Source organism: Calothrix sp. CCY 0018, from assembly GCF_963920925.1.
Taxonomy (GTDB): Bacteria; Cyanobacteriota; Cyanobacteriia; order Cyanobacteriales; family Nostocaceae; genus Rivularia.
Window position 1 is genome coordinate 1 of the sequence record NZ_CAWUDI010000022.1, and the last position, 17,636, is coordinate 17,636.

General features: G+C 36.9%; 14 protein-coding genes. 8 read left to right on the top strand and 6 right to left on the bottom strand.

The window, feature by feature from the left end; translation table 11 throughout:
• Positions 1-151: 151 nt before the first annotated feature.
• Positions 152-739, bottom strand: coding sequence for a Uma2 family endonuclease (locus ACM03V_RS16845; RefSeq protein WP_414621950.1), 588 nt, complete (start codon positions 737-739; stop codon positions 152-154).
• 404 nt (positions 740-1,143) lie between these two features.
• Positions 1,144-1,893 (bottom strand): tetratricopeptide repeat protein, encoded by a 750-nt coding sequence (locus ACM03V_RS16850; RefSeq protein WP_414621951.1) that lies wholly within the window; start codon positions 1,891-1,893, stop codon positions 1,144-1,146.
• A gap of 699 nt (positions 1,894-2,592) precedes the next feature.
• Here ACM03V_RS16850 and ACM03V_RS16855 point away from each other — a divergent pair.
• The 4 genes from ACM03V_RS16855 to ACM03V_RS16870 all read left to right on the top strand — a co-directional run bounded on the left by ACM03V_RS16855 (position 2,593) and on the right by ACM03V_RS16870 (position 7,452).
• Positions 2,593-3,921 (top strand): pentapeptide repeat-containing protein, encoded by a 1,329-nt coding sequence (locus ACM03V_RS16855; RefSeq protein WP_414621952.1) that lies wholly within the window; start codon positions 2,593-2,595, stop codon positions 3,919-3,921.
• A 314-nt stretch (positions 3,922-4,235) separates the two neighbouring features.
• Positions 4,236-4,793: a pentapeptide repeat-containing protein gene (locus ACM03V_RS16860; RefSeq protein WP_414621953.1), complete on the top strand. Its 558-nt coding sequence runs from the start codon at positions 4,236-4,238 to the stop codon at positions 4,791-4,793.
• 410 nt (positions 4,794-5,203) lie between these two features.
• Positions 5,204-6,409: an FtsW/RodA/SpoVE family cell cycle protein gene (locus ACM03V_RS16865; RefSeq protein ID WP_414622040.1), complete on the top strand. Its 1,206-nt coding sequence runs from the start codon at positions 5,204-5,206 to the stop codon at positions 6,407-6,409.
• Between the two features lie 170 nt (positions 6,410-6,579).
• Positions 6,580-7,452 carry an EamA family transporter gene (locus tag ACM03V_RS16870; RefSeq protein ID WP_414621954.1) on the top strand — a complete coding sequence of 291 codons (873 nt, stop codon included), beginning with the start codon at positions 6,580-6,582 and terminating at the stop codon, positions 7,450-7,452.
• 100 nt (positions 7,453-7,552) lie between these two features.
• On the opposite strand, the gene ACM03V_RS16875 is transcribed toward ACM03V_RS16870, so the two are convergent.
• On the bottom strand, positions 7,553-9,043 hold the full coding sequence (locus tag ACM03V_RS16875) for an FAD-dependent oxidoreductase (protein WP_414621955.1): 1,491 nt from the start codon (positions 9,041-9,043) through the stop codon (positions 7,553-7,555).
• Between the two features lie 280 nt (positions 9,044-9,323).
• Between ACM03V_RS16875 and ACM03V_RS16880 the strand changes: the two genes are divergently transcribed.
• Positions 9,324-10,682: a pentapeptide repeat-containing protein gene (locus ACM03V_RS16880; protein ID WP_414621956.1), complete on the top strand. Its 1,359-nt coding sequence runs from the start codon at positions 9,324-9,326 to the stop codon at positions 10,680-10,682.
• 78 nt (positions 10,683-10,760) lie between these two features.
• Here ACM03V_RS16880 and ACM03V_RS16885 read toward each other — a convergent pair whose 3' ends face one another.
• Both ACM03V_RS16885 and ACM03V_RS16890 read right to left on the bottom strand, forming a co-directional pair.
• Positions 10,761-11,333 carry an ureidoglycolate lyase gene (locus ACM03V_RS16885; RefSeq protein WP_414621957.1) on the bottom strand — a complete coding sequence of 191 codons (573 nt, stop codon included), beginning with the start codon at positions 11,331-11,333 and terminating at the stop codon, positions 10,761-10,763.
• A gap of 208 nt (positions 11,334-11,541) precedes the next feature.
• On the bottom strand, positions 11,542-12,393 hold the full coding sequence (locus ACM03V_RS16890) for a polysaccharide deacetylase family protein (protein ID WP_414621958.1): 852 nt from the start codon (positions 12,391-12,393) through the stop codon (positions 11,542-11,544).
• Between the two features lie 533 nt (positions 12,394-12,926).
• Here ACM03V_RS16890 and ACM03V_RS16895 point away from each other — a divergent pair.
• Positions 12,927-13,058, top strand: coding sequence for a hypothetical protein (locus ACM03V_RS16895; protein ID WP_414621959.1), 132 nt, complete (start codon positions 12,927-12,929; stop codon positions 13,056-13,058).
• Between the two features lie 295 nt (positions 13,059-13,353).
• Complete coding sequence (locus ACM03V_RS16900) at positions 13,354-14,376, top strand: glycerate kinase (protein WP_414622041.1); 1,023 nt, start codon at positions 13,354-13,356, stop codon at positions 14,374-14,376.
• 225 nt (positions 14,377-14,601) lie between these two features.
• Here the strand turns inward: ACM03V_RS16900 and ACM03V_RS16905 are convergent, their stop codons facing one another.
• Complete coding sequence (locus tag ACM03V_RS16905; protein ID WP_414622042.1) at positions 14,602-16,038, bottom strand: protein adenylyltransferase SelO; 1,437 nt, start codon at positions 16,036-16,038, stop codon at positions 14,602-14,604.
• Positions 16,039-16,372: 334 nt separating this feature from the next.
• Here ACM03V_RS16905 and ACM03V_RS16910 point away from each other — a divergent pair, with 334 nt between their 5' ends.
• Positions 16,373-17,581 (top strand): RNA-guided endonuclease InsQ/TnpB family protein, encoded by a 1,209-nt coding sequence (locus tag ACM03V_RS16910; RefSeq protein WP_414621960.1) that lies wholly within the window; start codon positions 16,373-16,375, stop codon positions 17,579-17,581.
• The last annotated feature ends 55 nt before the right edge of the window (positions 17,582-17,636 follow it).

Consider the following 17,636-nt stretch of genomic DNA (forward strand, 5'->3'; position numbering starts at 1 on the left):
AAAACTGGTTTACTAATTGCTGTTACTGTACCTCATAAAGCTGCAATCTGCTGTAACTGTTCCCCGTTCCCTCTTCCCTATTCCCTACCTAAACAAAATGTTAAATTAATTTTGTACGGGTACTTAAATACATTAAAGCATTGATAATTGTTCATTGTTCATTGCTCATTGATAACTGCTCAAATTCAACATCTTCGTAAATTTCCGCCATCGTAATTTCGACGTTAACCGATTGTAATTTCAAAATACTGTCTTTAGTTAAAGTTTCCAACAGCCAGTTATTTTGATAAACTTTACGATAAACCTCTATTTTTACTTCCAGTTGATGAACTAAAATATACTCTTGTAAATTGGGTATTTGTCGATAATTAAAGAATTTTTCATTTCGATCTATACGCTCTGTGATTGGTGAAATAACTTCTGCAATTAAACAAGGACGACTTTTAAAATATATTTCTCTATCTTGAGAATCTTTTACAACAGATACTTCAGGATAATAAAAAGCATTCATCGATTCAATGCGTACTTTCATATCAGATGAAAAAACATAGCAATCAGTACCGTACAACTGGGTACGTAACCTTGCAAATAAATTTTCAGCAATAATTTTTAAATTATGAGATTCTCCTAATAAAGGATAAAGTTGACCTGCAATATATTCGTAACGAACTAGACTTTCTAAATCGTATTGCAGATATTCATCAATAGTTGAATCTACATATTTTGGTTGAGTATACATAGTTATTAAAATACGGTATCATATAATATCATACCGATAAATAAAAATATTTTTATGTCTATTCTATTCAAAAATTTTAACAATCTTTTCCTTTTTTTACACAGCTTTAGAAGGGATGGGGAGAGTAATTTAAATTCACTAAGTAGGTTGGCGCCAATAAATATAACTATGTAACGAAATGTAAAAAAGATTGAAACCCTTGCGATGAACCGCAGCTCCGCTGAATGCAACCGAATGCCTCGTCGCAATGACAAAACATAACCACGTTTATTTACACCCACCTACTTATCTTAGTGTCAGTAGGGAGGAAGATGCTTCGATGTCTTTAAGGATCGAGACGCTCCCATTACATTTCAAGCTCTTAACTCCTCACTGGTAACTGGTAGCTGGTAACTGGTAGCTGTTCACTGATAACTGTTCACTGTTTCTTGAAACTGCTTGGTGTTGCGTACTTTGGCGAAATCTGGATCGGTTTTTGCTAGTTTTTCGTATTTACCGGGAACTATTTTCATGGCTTTTTGCAGATTAACGATCGCTTCATCAGGATTATTTTGCAAAGCATAGGTGCAGGCTTTGTTGTAATATGCTTGATGTTTGTTGGGTTGAATCGCGATCGCTTTGTCGTAGGATGCTAAAGCTTGTCTGTATTTGCGTAATTGGGTTAAGGCAATACCTCTATTAATCCAAGCTTCGTACTTGTCGGGTTCGATCGCAATAGCTTTATCGTAGGATTTTTCAGCTTCATGGTAGAGACGCATCGCTGATAGAGCATTTCCCCGGTTGTACCATGCTTCATCCTTGTTTGGCTTAATAGCGATCGCTCTATCGTAAGAGCCTAAAGCTTGCCCGTATCGCTGCAAACTAGAATAAGCATTTCCCCTGTTAATCCAGGCTTCAGCATTATCGGGTGCAGCCATTACCACCTTGTCGTAAAGTGCGATCGCCTCTTCGTAGCGATTTGCTTGTAATAGTTTATTTCCTCGATCAAAAAAGTCTTCTGTCTGCTTAACAGAGTCTTGTGTAGACAACCGAGCAACGTTAATTTCTTGCACTACTTTTTTGTCATCCTGTCTTGTTGATTCTGCCCAATCACTACAACCAAATATCAATAAAGCAGTTAAGCCAGAGGCAACAAAACGGCTACAAAATGCCATATCGCATCCATAGAAATCATATAATTTATCCTAAGTCTTTTTCTTACCTTTAACAAGTATCTAGCAAAACTAATTGATTAATTAATTTGTTCTCTTTTATAGTAAAATACTTACCGATAAATGCTTTTATTTTTTAAAGAAAAAGGAAGGTTTATAATACATGAAGTACTACAATACATTAGTCATCTATTTTTGACAATCAATTCTTCAACTAAATTTGCTGAATTATTCTATTAATTTTAACCTGTTATGATTTATGCAAAGCTCTCTATTTAAGAGGGTTGAAGGATTTCAATTTTAATGTTTTAAAGCTTAATAATATTAATTAGATATTTGTCTATTTTAGTTATACGTAACAATAGATACATCTTACTTAAGATTAATTAAAGTAGATTAAAATCAGAAAGAATGTAACACAGTAGCTATTATTTATACATAATTAATTGAGATTGTAAAGCTATAAATAAATAATGCTAGGATTTAACCCGCCTCATGAAATTATTTGAAATCATTAGTAAGTAAACAGTAATACTTACTTATAGTAAATTAGCAAAATTGGAGCATTGAAAAATATTTGATATAACTGTTAAAAATAGTACAGTTATCTGTTGAAGAGAAATCAGAATAATTCCTGAATTCTCAAAACTTTTTCTGTATGCACAACGCGCCATTTAGTACTGCTGATGTCAAAATATAATCATGTCAATTGAATCTAACTCCCACTCATCGCAGTCTCGGAGCCAGCAACCCGCATCCGAAGACAAATGGCAACCCGATGAATTCGAGAGTATAACAAGTACAAGCCAGTTACCTAACGGGCTTACCGCTCAACAAGTAAACTCAGCCATAGCTTCGGTGCAGTCGCAACAAAACACGAGTGCCCTACAGCAAGCCCGTTCCACCTTTGCTGACGACAGTTCCACAGAACTGCAAGTCACATCACGAGCATTATTAATAACTTTATTTGCAATTATATTAACGGTTGTTGGTATAGTCCTAAATCAGCCGATAGTTGGCATTGTAGGAACCGTAGCAACATTATTATTATCAGTAATAATACTTTTACCCTGGTTGCGAGTTACAGTAACTGAACTGCTGACACCTCAACAGCGAGCGTTGATTATTGCTTTTTTAGGCATAACCGTCTCGATTGCAGCTTTAGTCAAATTTGTTCCGGGCACGATCAATTGGGACGTTTCGGGAACTTTAGCCGATTGGTTTGGTGCTTTAGGACAAATTCTGATAGCCATTATCGCGGTTTATGTTGCTTGGCGACAGTATGTCATCTCCAAAGATTTAACAATTCAGCAAAATTTACTTACCATTCAGCAAAATAATATTACTCAACAGCAGACAATCGACACATATTTTCAAGGCATTTCCGATTTAGTATTAGATGAAGAAGGATTATTAGAAGATTGGCCGCAAGAAAGATTGCTAGCAGAAGGGCGTACCGCTTCAATTTTGAGTAGCGTTGATTCAGTTGGAAAAGCCAAAATTCTCCGCTTTTTATCTCGTTCTAAATTATTAACACCATTACAGCGCGACGCACATCTAGGTAGAGCAATTCTTGACGGTAGTGGTGGCTACGCCATTGACTTGGTTGCAGGAGTGCGCGTCATTGACTTAGGAGTAATGCTAGCGGGTGCCAACCTTTCCAATACAGATTTACGGTGGACGGATTTAAGCGAAGCCAACCTAGTACGCGCCAACTTAAATAACTGCGACTTAGTAAAAGCCAACCTTTGCCGCACCATATTATATGAAGCTAATTTATCGGGAGCCGACATCAACGCAACCAAACTATTTTACGGTTCCTTAGAAAGAGCATCACCCCGCAGTCGTTTGCATCCACCCAATTATCGAACCGGGGAGCGCACGGGTGCAGTAGTAGAAAAAGCTAACTTTACCAACGTTAAAAGAATGTCTCCAGCCAACCGACATTATTGTTGTAATTGGTGCGGCGAAGAAAGTAGAAAAACAATTCCCGGTGGTTGTGAAGGAATTGAAAATAAGTTGGGGAGGTGATTGGGAATTGGTAATTGGTAATTGGTAATTGGTAATGGGTGATTTGTAGTAACCTAACATTGTTTGGAAGGCTAAATAAAATATTTAAGACTAACATCTTGCAGCATTGTTGTTAAACCCAAATTTCCGCCTTGAAATCAATTTCAAGGCTCATATACAAAGTACGTTGAAACGCACTATAAGAAGCTGAAAACTTTCCCAGTCTGATTTATCAGACTTTGTGTTTGAGCCTGGGAATTTATTCCAAGGCGGTTTATGAGGCTTGTTAAGAATGGTGCATTCGGGTGAATTAAAATCGACTGAAAAACTCAATTATGACTTTTAAAGAATTTTTACAGCGATATGCTGCTGGGGAAAGAGATTTTAGCGAAATTAACTTAGAAGGAAGTGGTTTTATAGGAACTGATTTTAGGCTAGCTAACCCCGAACGAGATTATTTTACTTGCGCTGAACTCGAAGACACCAATTTTAGTAACGCTAATTTAAGTAAAGTATGTTTTGAAAGAATTGAGATCAGAAACTGCAATTTTACAGGGGCTAATCTTCAAGAAGCATCCTTAGCTGAAGCAGCAATTTTTGACTCCAATCTTAAAGAAGCGAATTTAGATGGATTCAGCATGATTGAAGCAGTTATCGAAGGTTGCAATATGGAAGGTGTAAGTTTGAGAAACGCCGAATTGGGTGATAGTGGGATCGGTGGTAGCAATTTACCGAATGCGAATCTTGAAGGGCGTCACGGGGAGATTTCTGTAGGCGATATTGATTTCACTGGGGCAATTGGCTTTAACCGTTATCTTGTATCTGGTGGATATTACAATATTACTCTTCCCGATGGCAGATTCATTGCTGATTGGCTAGTTGAGGAGATTTGAAAAATTAATTCTTGTATTTGTAGGGTGTGTTGTCGCGGAGCGCAACGCACCATTAAAGAACATTAATACCAAAACGGTGCGTTAGGCGCGATACAAATATATTTCGTCACAATCCAAATTCCCTATCGCGCCATAACACACCCTACTAATAAACCCACGCAGGTGGGTTTTGCCTGTGTAGCCGTGGTTTCAACCGCCAGGTATTTTTCATTCCCAATCCCCAATTCCCAATTCCCAATCCCTAATCCCCAATTCCCCAATCCCCAATCCCCAATTCCCAAATTTCAAGATAAATGAAGCCAACACATCTATGCGAAAATACTAATTCCCCATTAGAATCTACCAAAGTCGGGTTATAAACGAAACAATCCGAAACCGAAAACCACTAACCAACCTTCTGCGCTGTGAAATTGAAATTAAGCCGTTTGATTCCATTTCTTGATGAAACTGTATCCAGTTGGGCATTAGAAGCCCGCTTGTTACGCTGGTTAACCTTGATTTGGCTGTTTGTAGGTTTAGCCGTATTGTTTTCGGCTTCTTACCCAGTTGCTGACGTTAAGCATGGTGATGGGCTTTTGTTTTTCAAACGTCAATTGATAACTGTATTCTTGGGCTTGATTCTCTTCAATATCATTGTTAATTTACCCTTTCATAAAATAATTGGGGTATCCCATTGGCTGCTAATGTTGTTTTTGGGGTTGATTATTCTTACTTTAATTCCGGGTTTGGGAACTAGGGGGGTTTACGGTACGAGCCGCTGGCTATCTATTGCAGGATTCCCGATTCAACCTTCGGAATTTATCAAACCTTTTTTAGTATTGCAAAGTGCGCGAGTTTTTGGAAATTGGGACAGACTTAGTTGGGGAATTCGCATTGCTTGGCTGGGGGTTTTTGGTTTAGTGTTGCTGGGAATTCTCGCGCAACCTAACTTGAGTACCACGGCACTTTGCGGTATGACTGTCTGGTTAATTGCTGTCGCGAGTGGTTTGCCTTACAAATATTTGGGAGGTAGCGCTGGTGCGGGAGTTATATTAGCGCTGATGAGCGTTACCGTTAATAAATACCAACGCTCGCGTATTACTTCTTTTTTCAATCCTTGGGACGATCCTCAAGGTACAGATTACCAGTTAATTCAAAGTTTATTAGCAGTAGGCTCTGGCAATACTTGGGGTTCTGGATTTGGACTTTCTCAACAAAAGCTTTCTTGGCTACCAATTCAAGATAGTGACTTTATTTTTGCTGTATTTGCTGAAGAATTTGGCTTTGTTGGCAGCGTCACACTGTTAGTAATGTTAGCTGTATTCGCAACTTTGGGATTAATTGTAGCTCTCAAAGCAAAAAGCGTTATATACAGATTATCGGCAATTGGGATTACCACTTTACTTACAGGACAATCATTTATAAATATTGGTGTTGCCAGTGGAGTTTTACCAACCACGGGTTTACCTTTACCATTTTTTAGTTACGGCGGTAGTTCGATAATTGCTACATTGATTGCAACAGGTTTATTAATTAGAGTTGCACGGGAAAGTAACGAAGCCGACGTACTTCCATTACGACGACAGCCGATAAAATCCAAACGCGAAAGACGGTTTTTACATAGGAATAAATTTTAATTTCATACTCTCAGGAATGGCCGCAACCGCAACCAAAAAGTAGGCATTCCCAACTCTAAGATTCCCCCAACCCCCCGCTATCTTGGGGGGCTTTGCGTAAGTCCTTTCTCTTCATAACTGTTCCCTGTTCCCTGTTCCCTATTCGCTATTACCGATTACCCACAATTGATATGTCTTGGTTTCTCTTCGCAATTTCCACAGCTTTTTTAGAATCAGTCAGAGATATTTTCAATAAAAAGACAGTTGACAAAGTTGATGAATATGTTATTACTTTTTCTTTAAATTTATTAACTGCACTATTTTCTCTACCGCTATTTTTATTTAACGATATTCCCGGTTTAGCAAATAACTTTTGGTATGCTGTAATTGCTATCGGAATTTTAAATACCATAGCATTTTTACTTTTTTTCAAAGCCATCAAAGCTTCTGATTTATCAATAGTCGCACCGATAACTACATTAAGTCCGTTATTACTTTTAATTACTTCTCCGTTTCTTGTCGGTGAATTTCCCAATGCTGTTGGTATTTTAGGAATATTTATAATTGTAATTGGCGCTTATGTATTGAAATTTCAAGATAAAAGTAGGGGATATTTAGCTCCTTTTAAATCGTTATTTAAAGAAACCGGGTCAAGATTAATGTTTGGGGTAGTATTAGTATGGAGTCTTACCGCCAATATTGACAAAATCGGCGTGCAGAATTCCTCTCCTATTATGTGGGCGATCGCCGGACATTTAAGCGTAGCTATATTTACTTTTCCAATATTATTGTTTAAATCAAAACCCAATATTAAAAATATTAAATCTAATAGTGGAAACCTAATTGTAATTGGTTTTTTAAATGCTTTAGCAATATTATCTCAAATGACTGCATTACAGATGGCTCTCGTATCTTTTGTAATTGCAGTCAAACGTACCAGTGCTTTATTTAACGTTTTATGGGGTTGGTTAATTTTTAAAGAACAAGATATTAAAGAAAGAATTGCTGGTTCGATAATTATGATTTTGGGAGTTGTAGTTATAACTTTGTCGAAATTGGTTTGAATGGGGAATGGGGAATGGGAAAATGGCGGTTGAAACCGCTTCTACACAAACAAAACCTGCCTCCGCAGGTTAAAAGAGATAATTGGTAACTGTTCACTGATTACGGTAGCCAAAAATCGGGAACAATAGATTTAACAATTGAGCGCACTGTACTATTAATTGTTCTTCCAATTTGTATATGTGGTTCGTCTGCTTCTACTGGTAAAATATTTGCATTTATACCTTTTCCTAAATAATCAACTACCAAATTTGCAGCTTCTAAACCTGTAACAAAAGCTTTTTCTTGAGACCAAGATCCGTGACGGCTGGTAATCCAATCACCGCTCATAAATACATTATTAAATGTTGTTTTTGCTGGCAACATATGTCTATAGCTACCGGGTGAAAAGTGCGTTACAGCTTGGGGTAAACGAATGACGCTGCTATCAATTACTTTTGCATTGGCAAATTCCGGTACGCAGCTTGCTAGATATTTTTGCACTATAGGAATTATTTCTTCGTCGCTCAAAGGAATAAATTGATTTGCATGGTAAAAATCAACTTCTACAACCGTTCCCGGCTCGTTTCTATATTCATCGTGGAGCGCGTTTAGATCGAAAAACGTCCATCCGGTAGTTTCATCAAAGCCGAAACAAGCGTTAGAAGGAAGCGGAATATTAACTTTGCGATCGAACCATAAACGAGTTGCTAATACGTCGATCGCGTTTAAATTCTTTAAATTGCGGAATTCTTCACGAGTTTGCAAGCTTTCGCTGTTGGCAACAATCTTTTTCATTCCGGTAATACCAACGCTAAAAACTACTGCATCGGCTTCAAAAACTTCATCACCGCAAACTACACTTTTTACTTGATTCCCATCAGTAACTAAATCGGTAACTCGCTGATTTGCAAGTATTTTCCCCCCAGCTTGTTCAATTTTCTCTACCCAAGGACGGAAGATTTTTTCGCCAACCGTACCCCGGCACCAAACCACATCAAAATCCGGTTGATGTGCCAAAATAAAATAATAGAGCATTCCCAAAGTTGCAGCAGCCGAACATTGTTCTCCGGGTGCAAATAAACCCACCAACAACATCGGCTCAAAAGACTCGTGGTAAAGCCGTGCAGAAACACCAAACTGCTTAAATAATTCCCTCGCCGTGACATAATCGTAACGTCGCCAAGCAGCATCAGAATTATCAAAATCGATTAGAGCGTAGAGCAAAGGTAAAGCACTGAGTCTATCAACTAACGGCAATCTTTTAAATTTAGTATAAATAAAAGTTCCTAAAGGAGTAGGAAGCTTGGGTAAATCTTGAAAAATAGGAGACTCAACCTCCAAACCTGCGGGAGAATACTGAGATGAACGAGTCCAAGTAGTGAAAGGATTAATATTTAATTCATTGATTAGCGAAAAAATATTTCTATAAGGATACCAAAACCCGTGAATACCAGCTTCAACAGATTTGCCTTTCTCAGTCTTCCAACCAGCAACCAAACCCCCTGGATAAGAGCCAGCTTCCAGAAGCGTCACATCATAACCTTGTTTGGCTAAATGGTGAGTTGCACCCAAACCAGCCCAACCCGCACCTACTACTACTACTTTTTTCATATTCAATTATCACCCGGAGGGTGTGGATCATCAATTACCAATTATCAATTACCAATTATCATATTATTTTGGGTTGCCCGTGGACAAAAGTAAAGAGATTACCTCTTGCCATGTGTAATTTATTGCAAGATACTGACTTGTAGACGTATATCAAAACTTCAAGATTTTTTACTAGTCTTCAAACCGGGTTTATAATAATTTTGATCCGGTATTTATTGTTTATTTTTTCGCAAATGTGGCTTCTAGCTGCGTGCCAAATACTGATAATTAGTTATATCCAATGATAAACTTAGCGCAATCATTACAGGTATTCAAAGAAAAGAAACAAATATTAGTTACAAGTATAATTATTATAGTTTCGATAATTATTTTTCTGTTTTTATTATCACAGTTATATCAATTTGACTGGATTGGGTTTGGAACTGTTTCAGATATTTATATAAGTGACCAAGAAGCAATAAATTTTAAAACTGGCAAGATTGTCAAGCTTCACAAAAAAATGGAGCATATAAAGGCGGCAAAAAAGCTTTGGGACTGGTTGGAATTGCTGGGAATTCCAGTTTTATTAGTTATTTTAGGTACTCAATTTCAAATTAATGAAAAGAAGCTAGCGGAAGAAAAACAATTAGCTGAAAAAGAACGAGTTGATGAACAAGTCAAAGCTGAAAAAGAACGAGTTGACGAACAAGTTAAAGCTGAAAAAGAACGAGCCGAAGAACAAGTTAAGGCTGAAAAACAAAAAACAAATAATATTTTAAATGAAGAAGCTTTGCAAGCTTATATTGATAGGATGTCAGAGTTACTGCTTGATAAAAAATTAAAATCTTTGTCTGCAAACGATCCTTTACGAGAAGCAGCATTAGATGTTGCACGTGCCAGAACTTTGTCAGTATTGCGGAGATTAGATATAGATGGAGAAAGAAAAGGAAGCATTATTCGGTTTTTAATTGATGCAGAATTTATCAATGAATTGCAGCTTGATTTGAGCTATGCCAAGCTCAGTGGTGCCGATTTAAGTGGAGCTAATTTGAGTGGGGCTAATTTTTATGGGGCTAACTTCGAGGGAGTTAATCTAAATGGGGCAAAACTGAGCGGTGCAAAGTTAAGTGGGGCTAACTTCTATGGAGCAAAGTTGAGCGGAGCTAACTTCTACGGTGCCGATTTGAGTGGTGCAAAGTTGAGCGGAGCCAAATTGAGCGGCGCTAACTTTTACGGTGCCGATTTGAGTCGTGCTTATCTTAGTGGTGCCAACTTGAATGGAGCTAACTTCTACAGTGCAAGTCTCAGCAGTGCTAATCTCAGTAGTGCCAATCTGTGTTTTGCCAACCTTAGCGGTGCCAACCTTTGTTTCGCCAACCTTTTAGGAGCATATCTTAGTAGTGCCAAACTCAGTGGAGCAAACTTAAGTGGAGCAAATTTTTTCAACGCTAATCTTAGCGACGCAAAGCTCAGTGGTGCCAACTGTAGTAATACTAAATTTAATAGTGCAGACTTGAATGGTGCCAACTTAGTCGAAGCTAAAAACTTAAGTTTAGAACAAATCAAGCAAGCTAAAAACTGGCAAAAAGCGGTATATACTGCTGAATTTTATAAGCAGCTATTTTTAGCAGAAAATATAGCCGAAGAAGAGATTTATTAAAGGGAGTAGAGAGTAGTTAGGACTTGGGAGTTAGGAGTTATTTCTTCTTTTTCCTTTCTCCCCATGCCTAATGCCCAATTAAACATCTAATTCAATTTCATATCCCAATCTTTTAGTAAGAGAAATTTTATAAACATCACCTTCATTCATCTCTCCAGGCTGTTTCATTTGAGTTAAAGCAGTAACGACTTCATCTGAATTTGCGGTGAGAATCACTACAGGTTGATCGCAAGCGATAGGAAAATCATGCCAAGTACCAAGATGCAGTAAAAGTCCATGCCCAGGAGGAAAACGCAGCGCTTTTACTTGCGATAAATCCGGTAAATCTTGATTATTCTCGTGAGTTGGTGGTGACAATACCATAATAAAAGGAGATTGTCCCAAACCGATAAACATTTGTGTCATGTACATATGACGTTCCAACCAAGTTACTGTTGGATATCCTGGCATTATTTTCGCAGTTCTAAAAGTTGCATCACCGCGATAAATAAAGTCTAAATTTTCACCTTCTAATACTCTTCCTTGGTAAAAAGGTATTCCCAATCCAGGTTTACTGACATCATCACCCAATAAATGTCCGTAAGGTTTAATATTTTCTGAATTGGCATCAATTACCGGAATTGTTAAAGTTTGAGTTTGAGAAGTATTCATATTTTAGATTTTAGATTTTGGATTTTAACAACGGATACATTTTTTGTATTTTTGATTATAAACCTAAAAACCTCACCCTGTCCTTGCGGACATCCCTCTCCTTAATAAGGAGAGGGAAAGATTTACCTTCTTGTAAATCGAGGGTGAGGTTTTTCGATAAATGTACTATAGGAATTAATATTATTGATAACTGATAATTGATAATTGTTCATTGATTAATCACTGATTCATATATCTTTTCCCCCGTGGTTATCCAAGTATCTGGTTGATTTTTAATGTTCATCAAACATTCTTTTAAATATTTTAACCGCATTGGTTGACCGACTATAAAAGGATGTAAACCAATTGCCATTACTCGCGGTTGTGATTCTCCTTCTTGCCACAGTTGATAAAATTGATCTTCTATGGCTTTAGCAAATTCTGCACCGGAAAAACGGTTGCTCAAACATAAAGTAATATCGTTGGCTTCTATAGTATAAGGAATAGCTAATAAACGTCCATCTGGAACGGGATACCAATAAGGTTGATCGTCATTTACCCAATCGGCTGTATATTCAATTCCGGCTGAATGTAACAGTTCAAATGTTGATTCTGTAATCGAAAAGCCCGGTGTTAACCAACCTTTTGGAGTTTTACCCGTGGCTTGTTTGAGTAAAGTTAAAGTTTTGTTTATGGTATCGGTTTCTGCTTCTCTATCCATGCCACTATGACCAGTAGAATTATTAATTCCATGTGCCATTATTTCCCAATTGTGCTGCTGCATCGCTTCCATAATTTCTGGATATAACGTGGAAATTTCGCCGTTTACTGCTGCCGTGACGGGAATTTCTAATTCGGCAAATAATTCAAATAAACGCCAAATACCAACTCTATTCCCATAATCTCGCCAACCATAGTTAGCAATTTCTGGATAACTATTTAGATGAGGTTGAATTGACGTTCCTATTTTACCAAAGGTGAAATGTTCGATGTTCATTACCACCCATACGGCAACTTTAGCATCGTTAGGCAATTTTAATTCTGGGCGTTGGGAAATCGGTTGAAAAGATGGAGGAAGCATAAATCAGTGAGCAGTGAGCAGTGAGCAGTGAGCAGTTGGGAGTCAGGAGTTATGAGTTATGAGTAGCAAGTAAAATATATGGCGATGTTTATTATAATACGATTTCTCTTTACTTCTTTCCTCTGCGCTCTTTGTGTCAAGCATCGGTTTTTACTCAGTAATCCTAGAGATGGAAAGAAAGCGATCGCATTCGGGTGAATTTTAATAGACTTAATTGTTAAAGAGATAATTGTAAATAAAATGCTCTAAACATTAATTCTTATTAGCTTCATAGTCTCTATTTAACAGCTTTTAAAATAAGTAATTAATCCTTAGCTATTCAAATCAAAATCTTTATTTAACGTTAAATATTTCTTAAGATAAAGTCGATAAAATATATTAGACAAGTATCGTATAAGCGATGCAAAGTATATAAATTTATTGGTCATCTAATCAAATATAAACTAGATTCCGGAATAGTTTCTTGAGGATTTGATGTTAAAAATATCAACTGAGGATACGAATAAACCCAATATTACAAACGAGGTTTTAGTATGGAAGGCGCTTTACTAATTCTCTTTCTATTTCTACTGATTACTTCTACAGGAAAAGAAAAAGAACCGGATGAACATTACGAAGTTAAAATCTACGACAAGAAAAAGAAGAAAGACGAAGAAGAAGATTAATTTCTCAAAAATGAATAAGTTGCGAACAGAATAATCGGGGTAATTCTACTTAACTAAATATTAAATGAAGGCTTTGCAATTGCAAAGCCTCTACACCTTTTAAAAGGTTATAATCGTTTCAAACTAAAAACAAATGATGGTAGTCTTCGCTCCGCAAGCTGGCACTATGAAAATTAATTGGAACGACTATATTACAGAATAAGTTATTAATTCTTCAACTTTTGACATTTTAGCTATTGAAAAATGTATTATTGATTCGGGTTATCTAATGCCCAATCCCCAATCCTCAATTAAAATGCTTACCGAAATATTAATAGAAAACGATACCCTAAATAAAAATCTAATCTCAGAAGCACTTAAAGATAAGTTTAGAGCAAAAGCTTTTGATATTACACCTGAAAATGTAGAGGAAACTATAAATAAACGCTGGGATTTACTCAAATCTATTTATCCGGCTTTTAAAGAATTATGTCAAACTAATTTACAAATGTCAAAGGTAGCCGTGTTGCCAACATTATGGGATTTATGGCTACCTTTAGCAATGCAAATTGCATCGCGACATCAACAAATTCAGCGTCCTTTTATACAGGGAATTTTAGGTGGACAAGGAACTGGCAAAACCACAACTTGTAAAATTATTAACTTGATTTTGTCACACTTAGAATACCGCACCTTGAGTTTATCTATAGATGACTTATACAAAACATATCAAGCACGTTTAATTTTACAACAACAAGATCCCCGTTTAATTTGGCGGGGGCCACCGGGAACTCATGATGTTGATTTAGGGTTAAATGTTTTAGATAATATTCTTCAGCGACAAACTACTATCAATGTTCCTCGCTTCGATAAATCGCTACATTCTGGAAATGGCGATCGCACTTTACCAGAAACGGTAGAAAATATTGATATCGTGTTGTTTGAAGGTTGGTTTGTCGGAGTTAAACCAATAGATTCCGCAGTATTTAATACTCCACCGCTACCAATTATTACGGAAGCAGATAAAGTATTTGCCAGGGATATGAACCATTTGCTCCACGACTATCTACCCTTATGGCAACGCTTAGATAGTTTAATTGTTTTAAATCCTACAGATTATCGTCTTTCTTTAGAATGGCGAAAACAAGCAGAGCATCAGATGAAAGCCAGCGGAAAAACTGGAATGACAGACTTACAAATCGAAGAATTCGTAAATTACTTTTGGAAAGCACTGCACCCAGAATTATTCATCAAACCATTAATAAAATCTCCATCAGTTGATTTAATAATTGAAATTAATCCAAATCACAGCTTTGGGAAAGTTTATAAGCCCAGTTAGGAATTGGAAGTTAGGAATTAGGAATTATGAATTAAGTAGGTTGGCACCAATAAATATAACTATGTAACGAAATGTAAAAAAGATTGAAACCCTTGCGATGAACCGCAGCTCCGCTGAATGCAACCGAATGCCTCGTCCCAATGACAAAATATAATCACGTTTATTTACACCCACCTACTTATAAATTACTCAATGCCCAATGTCCAATTCCCTATCCCCAATTCCCTATCCCCGAATCTCTTTCAATAAATCATTAAAAGGTTGCCAATTATCTTCTTGAGCAATTGATTGCCAAACTGATTCAATTACGGGTCTTAATATTACTGTTTGCGGATTAAAATCTTTTAAGGTTTGAGCAATATTATCCATTTCGGAAGTTGCCATAGTATTCAATATTCTGTGGTAAATTCCGGCCCAGTTAAAGAATAATTCCGATGAACCTAATGATTGCTTGATTTCAGAACCTTCTAATATGTAACTAGCGTCATCTTGCCATTTGTGAGAAAAATTTGCGGCGATATCGGCGTAAAAATGATGGTAGCTGACAGGATAATGTTTAAGGAAATCAATTGTTGCTTTTAATATTTCGTCAGTTTCTCCTGGTGGTAACTCTTGGTTGAATCCCAATTTTTTCAACATTAATAAACGGTAGTTGCCCAGAAAATATTTACCGAATTTTATTAATCCAGCATCCATATCAGATTTATCAATTACAGCCTTTAATGCTTCTTGGAGCATTTCTAGATTCCACATACAAATATCTGGCTGGTGGATGTAAGAGTAACGGCTGTAATGATCGAAATATGCTGCGGTAAAATGTGGATCGTAAGTAGGAATAAATGCATAGGGACCGTAATCAAAACTTTCCCCAGTAATCGACATATTGTCAGTATTTAAAACCGCATGACAAAAACCAGCCGCCATCCATTGCGCTGCTAATTTTGCGACTCTTTCTACTAATTCCCCATAAAATAAAGCATATTTTTCTTGCTCATTAATTAAATGCGGATAGTAAACCTCTATTACATGATCTAAAAGCTTTTTAGTTAAATCTGGACGCTTTAAATAGTTTAAACGTTCAAAAGTACCAAAACGAATATGGGAACGATTCACTCTTACCATTACCGACGAACGAGTTGGGGAAGGTTCATCACCGCGCCACAACTGCACTCCCGTTTCGATCAAACTCATACACCTGGAAGTGCGTACACCCATGCGATGCAGCATTTCCCCCGCTAATACTTCCCTCATTCCACCTTTGAGAGTGAGCATTCCATCCCCACCACGGGAATAAGGTGTTCTGCCGGAACCTTTAGTACCGAAATCATAAAGTTCGCCATCGATTCCGCGTACTTGCCCGTAAAGAAAACCTCTACCATCACCCAATCTGGGATTGTATTCGCCAAATTGATAGCCGTGGTAGCGCATTGCCAGAACAGGTTTACGCTGCTCAAATTTACCAAAAGCTTGAATAAAATCTTCGTCTGTTACCTCTTGGGGGTTTAATCCTAAAAGCGGAAGCAGCGCATTATTGCGGAAACGGAGTTTATGAAGGGAAAATTCCTCCGCAGCAACTTCATCAAAATAGTCCGAGCCTAAAGATTCAAAAGCCGGTTCGTAGTCGAGGTTAAGTAGGGGATTGGTAGTTTCAGCCGTTTGCATTACCAGTACGGGTAAGTTTGTCATTACCTTTAATGGTACATCTGAGAGGAAGATTGGGGGAGGGGGGATGGGGAGATTGGGGGATGGGGAGATTGGGGAGATTGGGGGATGGGGAGATTGGGGGATGGGGAGATGTCTAATTGTTAATTGGTTAGTTTGTAGGTTGGGTTAGGCGCACGAAGAACTATGGTTTTCTATGAATAACTAATCTGCATCGCCGTAACCCAACATTACCGTATCGGTATTTTAGATTATTTATCCACAATTGGTATATAGTTTAAATTAAATAAACATAGTCAAACATAGACAGATTAAGTCAAATGATTGAAAGGTCATGAAACTAATTCAAAAGCATTTTCTTAAACAAACACACCGGAAATTTAAGGAGATTGACGGAGCCTGTTTTGCGTCGAAAAACTTGTTTAATTGCGCTGTATACATTTGCAGACAAAGTTACTTTAAAGGTAAGAAAATACCAACTTTTAACGAGTTATATCATCTTCTTAAACTAACTGATGATTATAAGAGTTTACCTGCCAAAATATCACAACTCATAATCAAACAAGTCAGTAATGTTTTTAAGTCGTATTTAAAAGCTCAGGCGGAGTATTCTAAAAACCCCTTGAAGTTTAGAGGTAAACCGCGACTACCCAAATATAAACATAAAGAAAAAGGTAGAAACTTATTAACATTTAATTACCAAGCTATTTCCAAAACTTGGTTAAAGAAGGGTTTTGTTAATCCTTCTGGGTTAACTCTAAAAGTACCAACCAATATCACTAATATTGATGAAGTTAGAATTGTACCAAAATACGGATGTTATGTTGTTGAAATTGTTTATAATGTCCCTGACGTTGAACAATGTACTCCTGGTGTAATAGCTTCAATAGACATAGGTTTGAATAACTTAGCTACTGTTGCTAGTAATGACCCAAACTTTACTCCTTTTATTGTTTGTGGTAAAGCGATTAAATCTTATAACCAGTGGTACAACAAACTTAAATCGAAATTACAATCATTTTTACCAGAAAATCTATACACTTCTGGAAAACTAGAAGCCCTGACACGGAAGCGTAATAACAAGATGGATTATTATATCCATACTTATAGCAGGTTTATTGTCAATAAACTTATAGAACGTGGTGTTAGTCATTTGATAATTGGTAAAAATGAAGGCTGGAAACAAAACATTAAAATTGGTAAAAGAAATAATCAGCACTTTATTTGTGTTCCTCACTCTAAATTTATAAATCAGTTAGTTTATAAATGCGAACTTGTGGGAATTAAAGTCACAACCAGTGAGGAGAGTTACACAAGCAAGTGTAGTTTTCTGGATATGGAGCCAATTAAGAAACATATTTTTTATCAAGGGAATCGAGTCAAAAGAGGATTATTCAAATCTTCACAAGGTTTGAAAATTAATGCCGATTTGAATGGGGCTTTGAATATTTTGAGAAAAGTAGTTGGGGATTCTGTTTTTAACAGAGACTCAGTAGAGCGGCTTGTAGTTAGCCCTTTAAGGTTTAAACCTTATAAAGCTTGAGTAGATTTGTCTACAAAATTAGTAACTATTGGGTTACTCTACTTGTTAATATAGA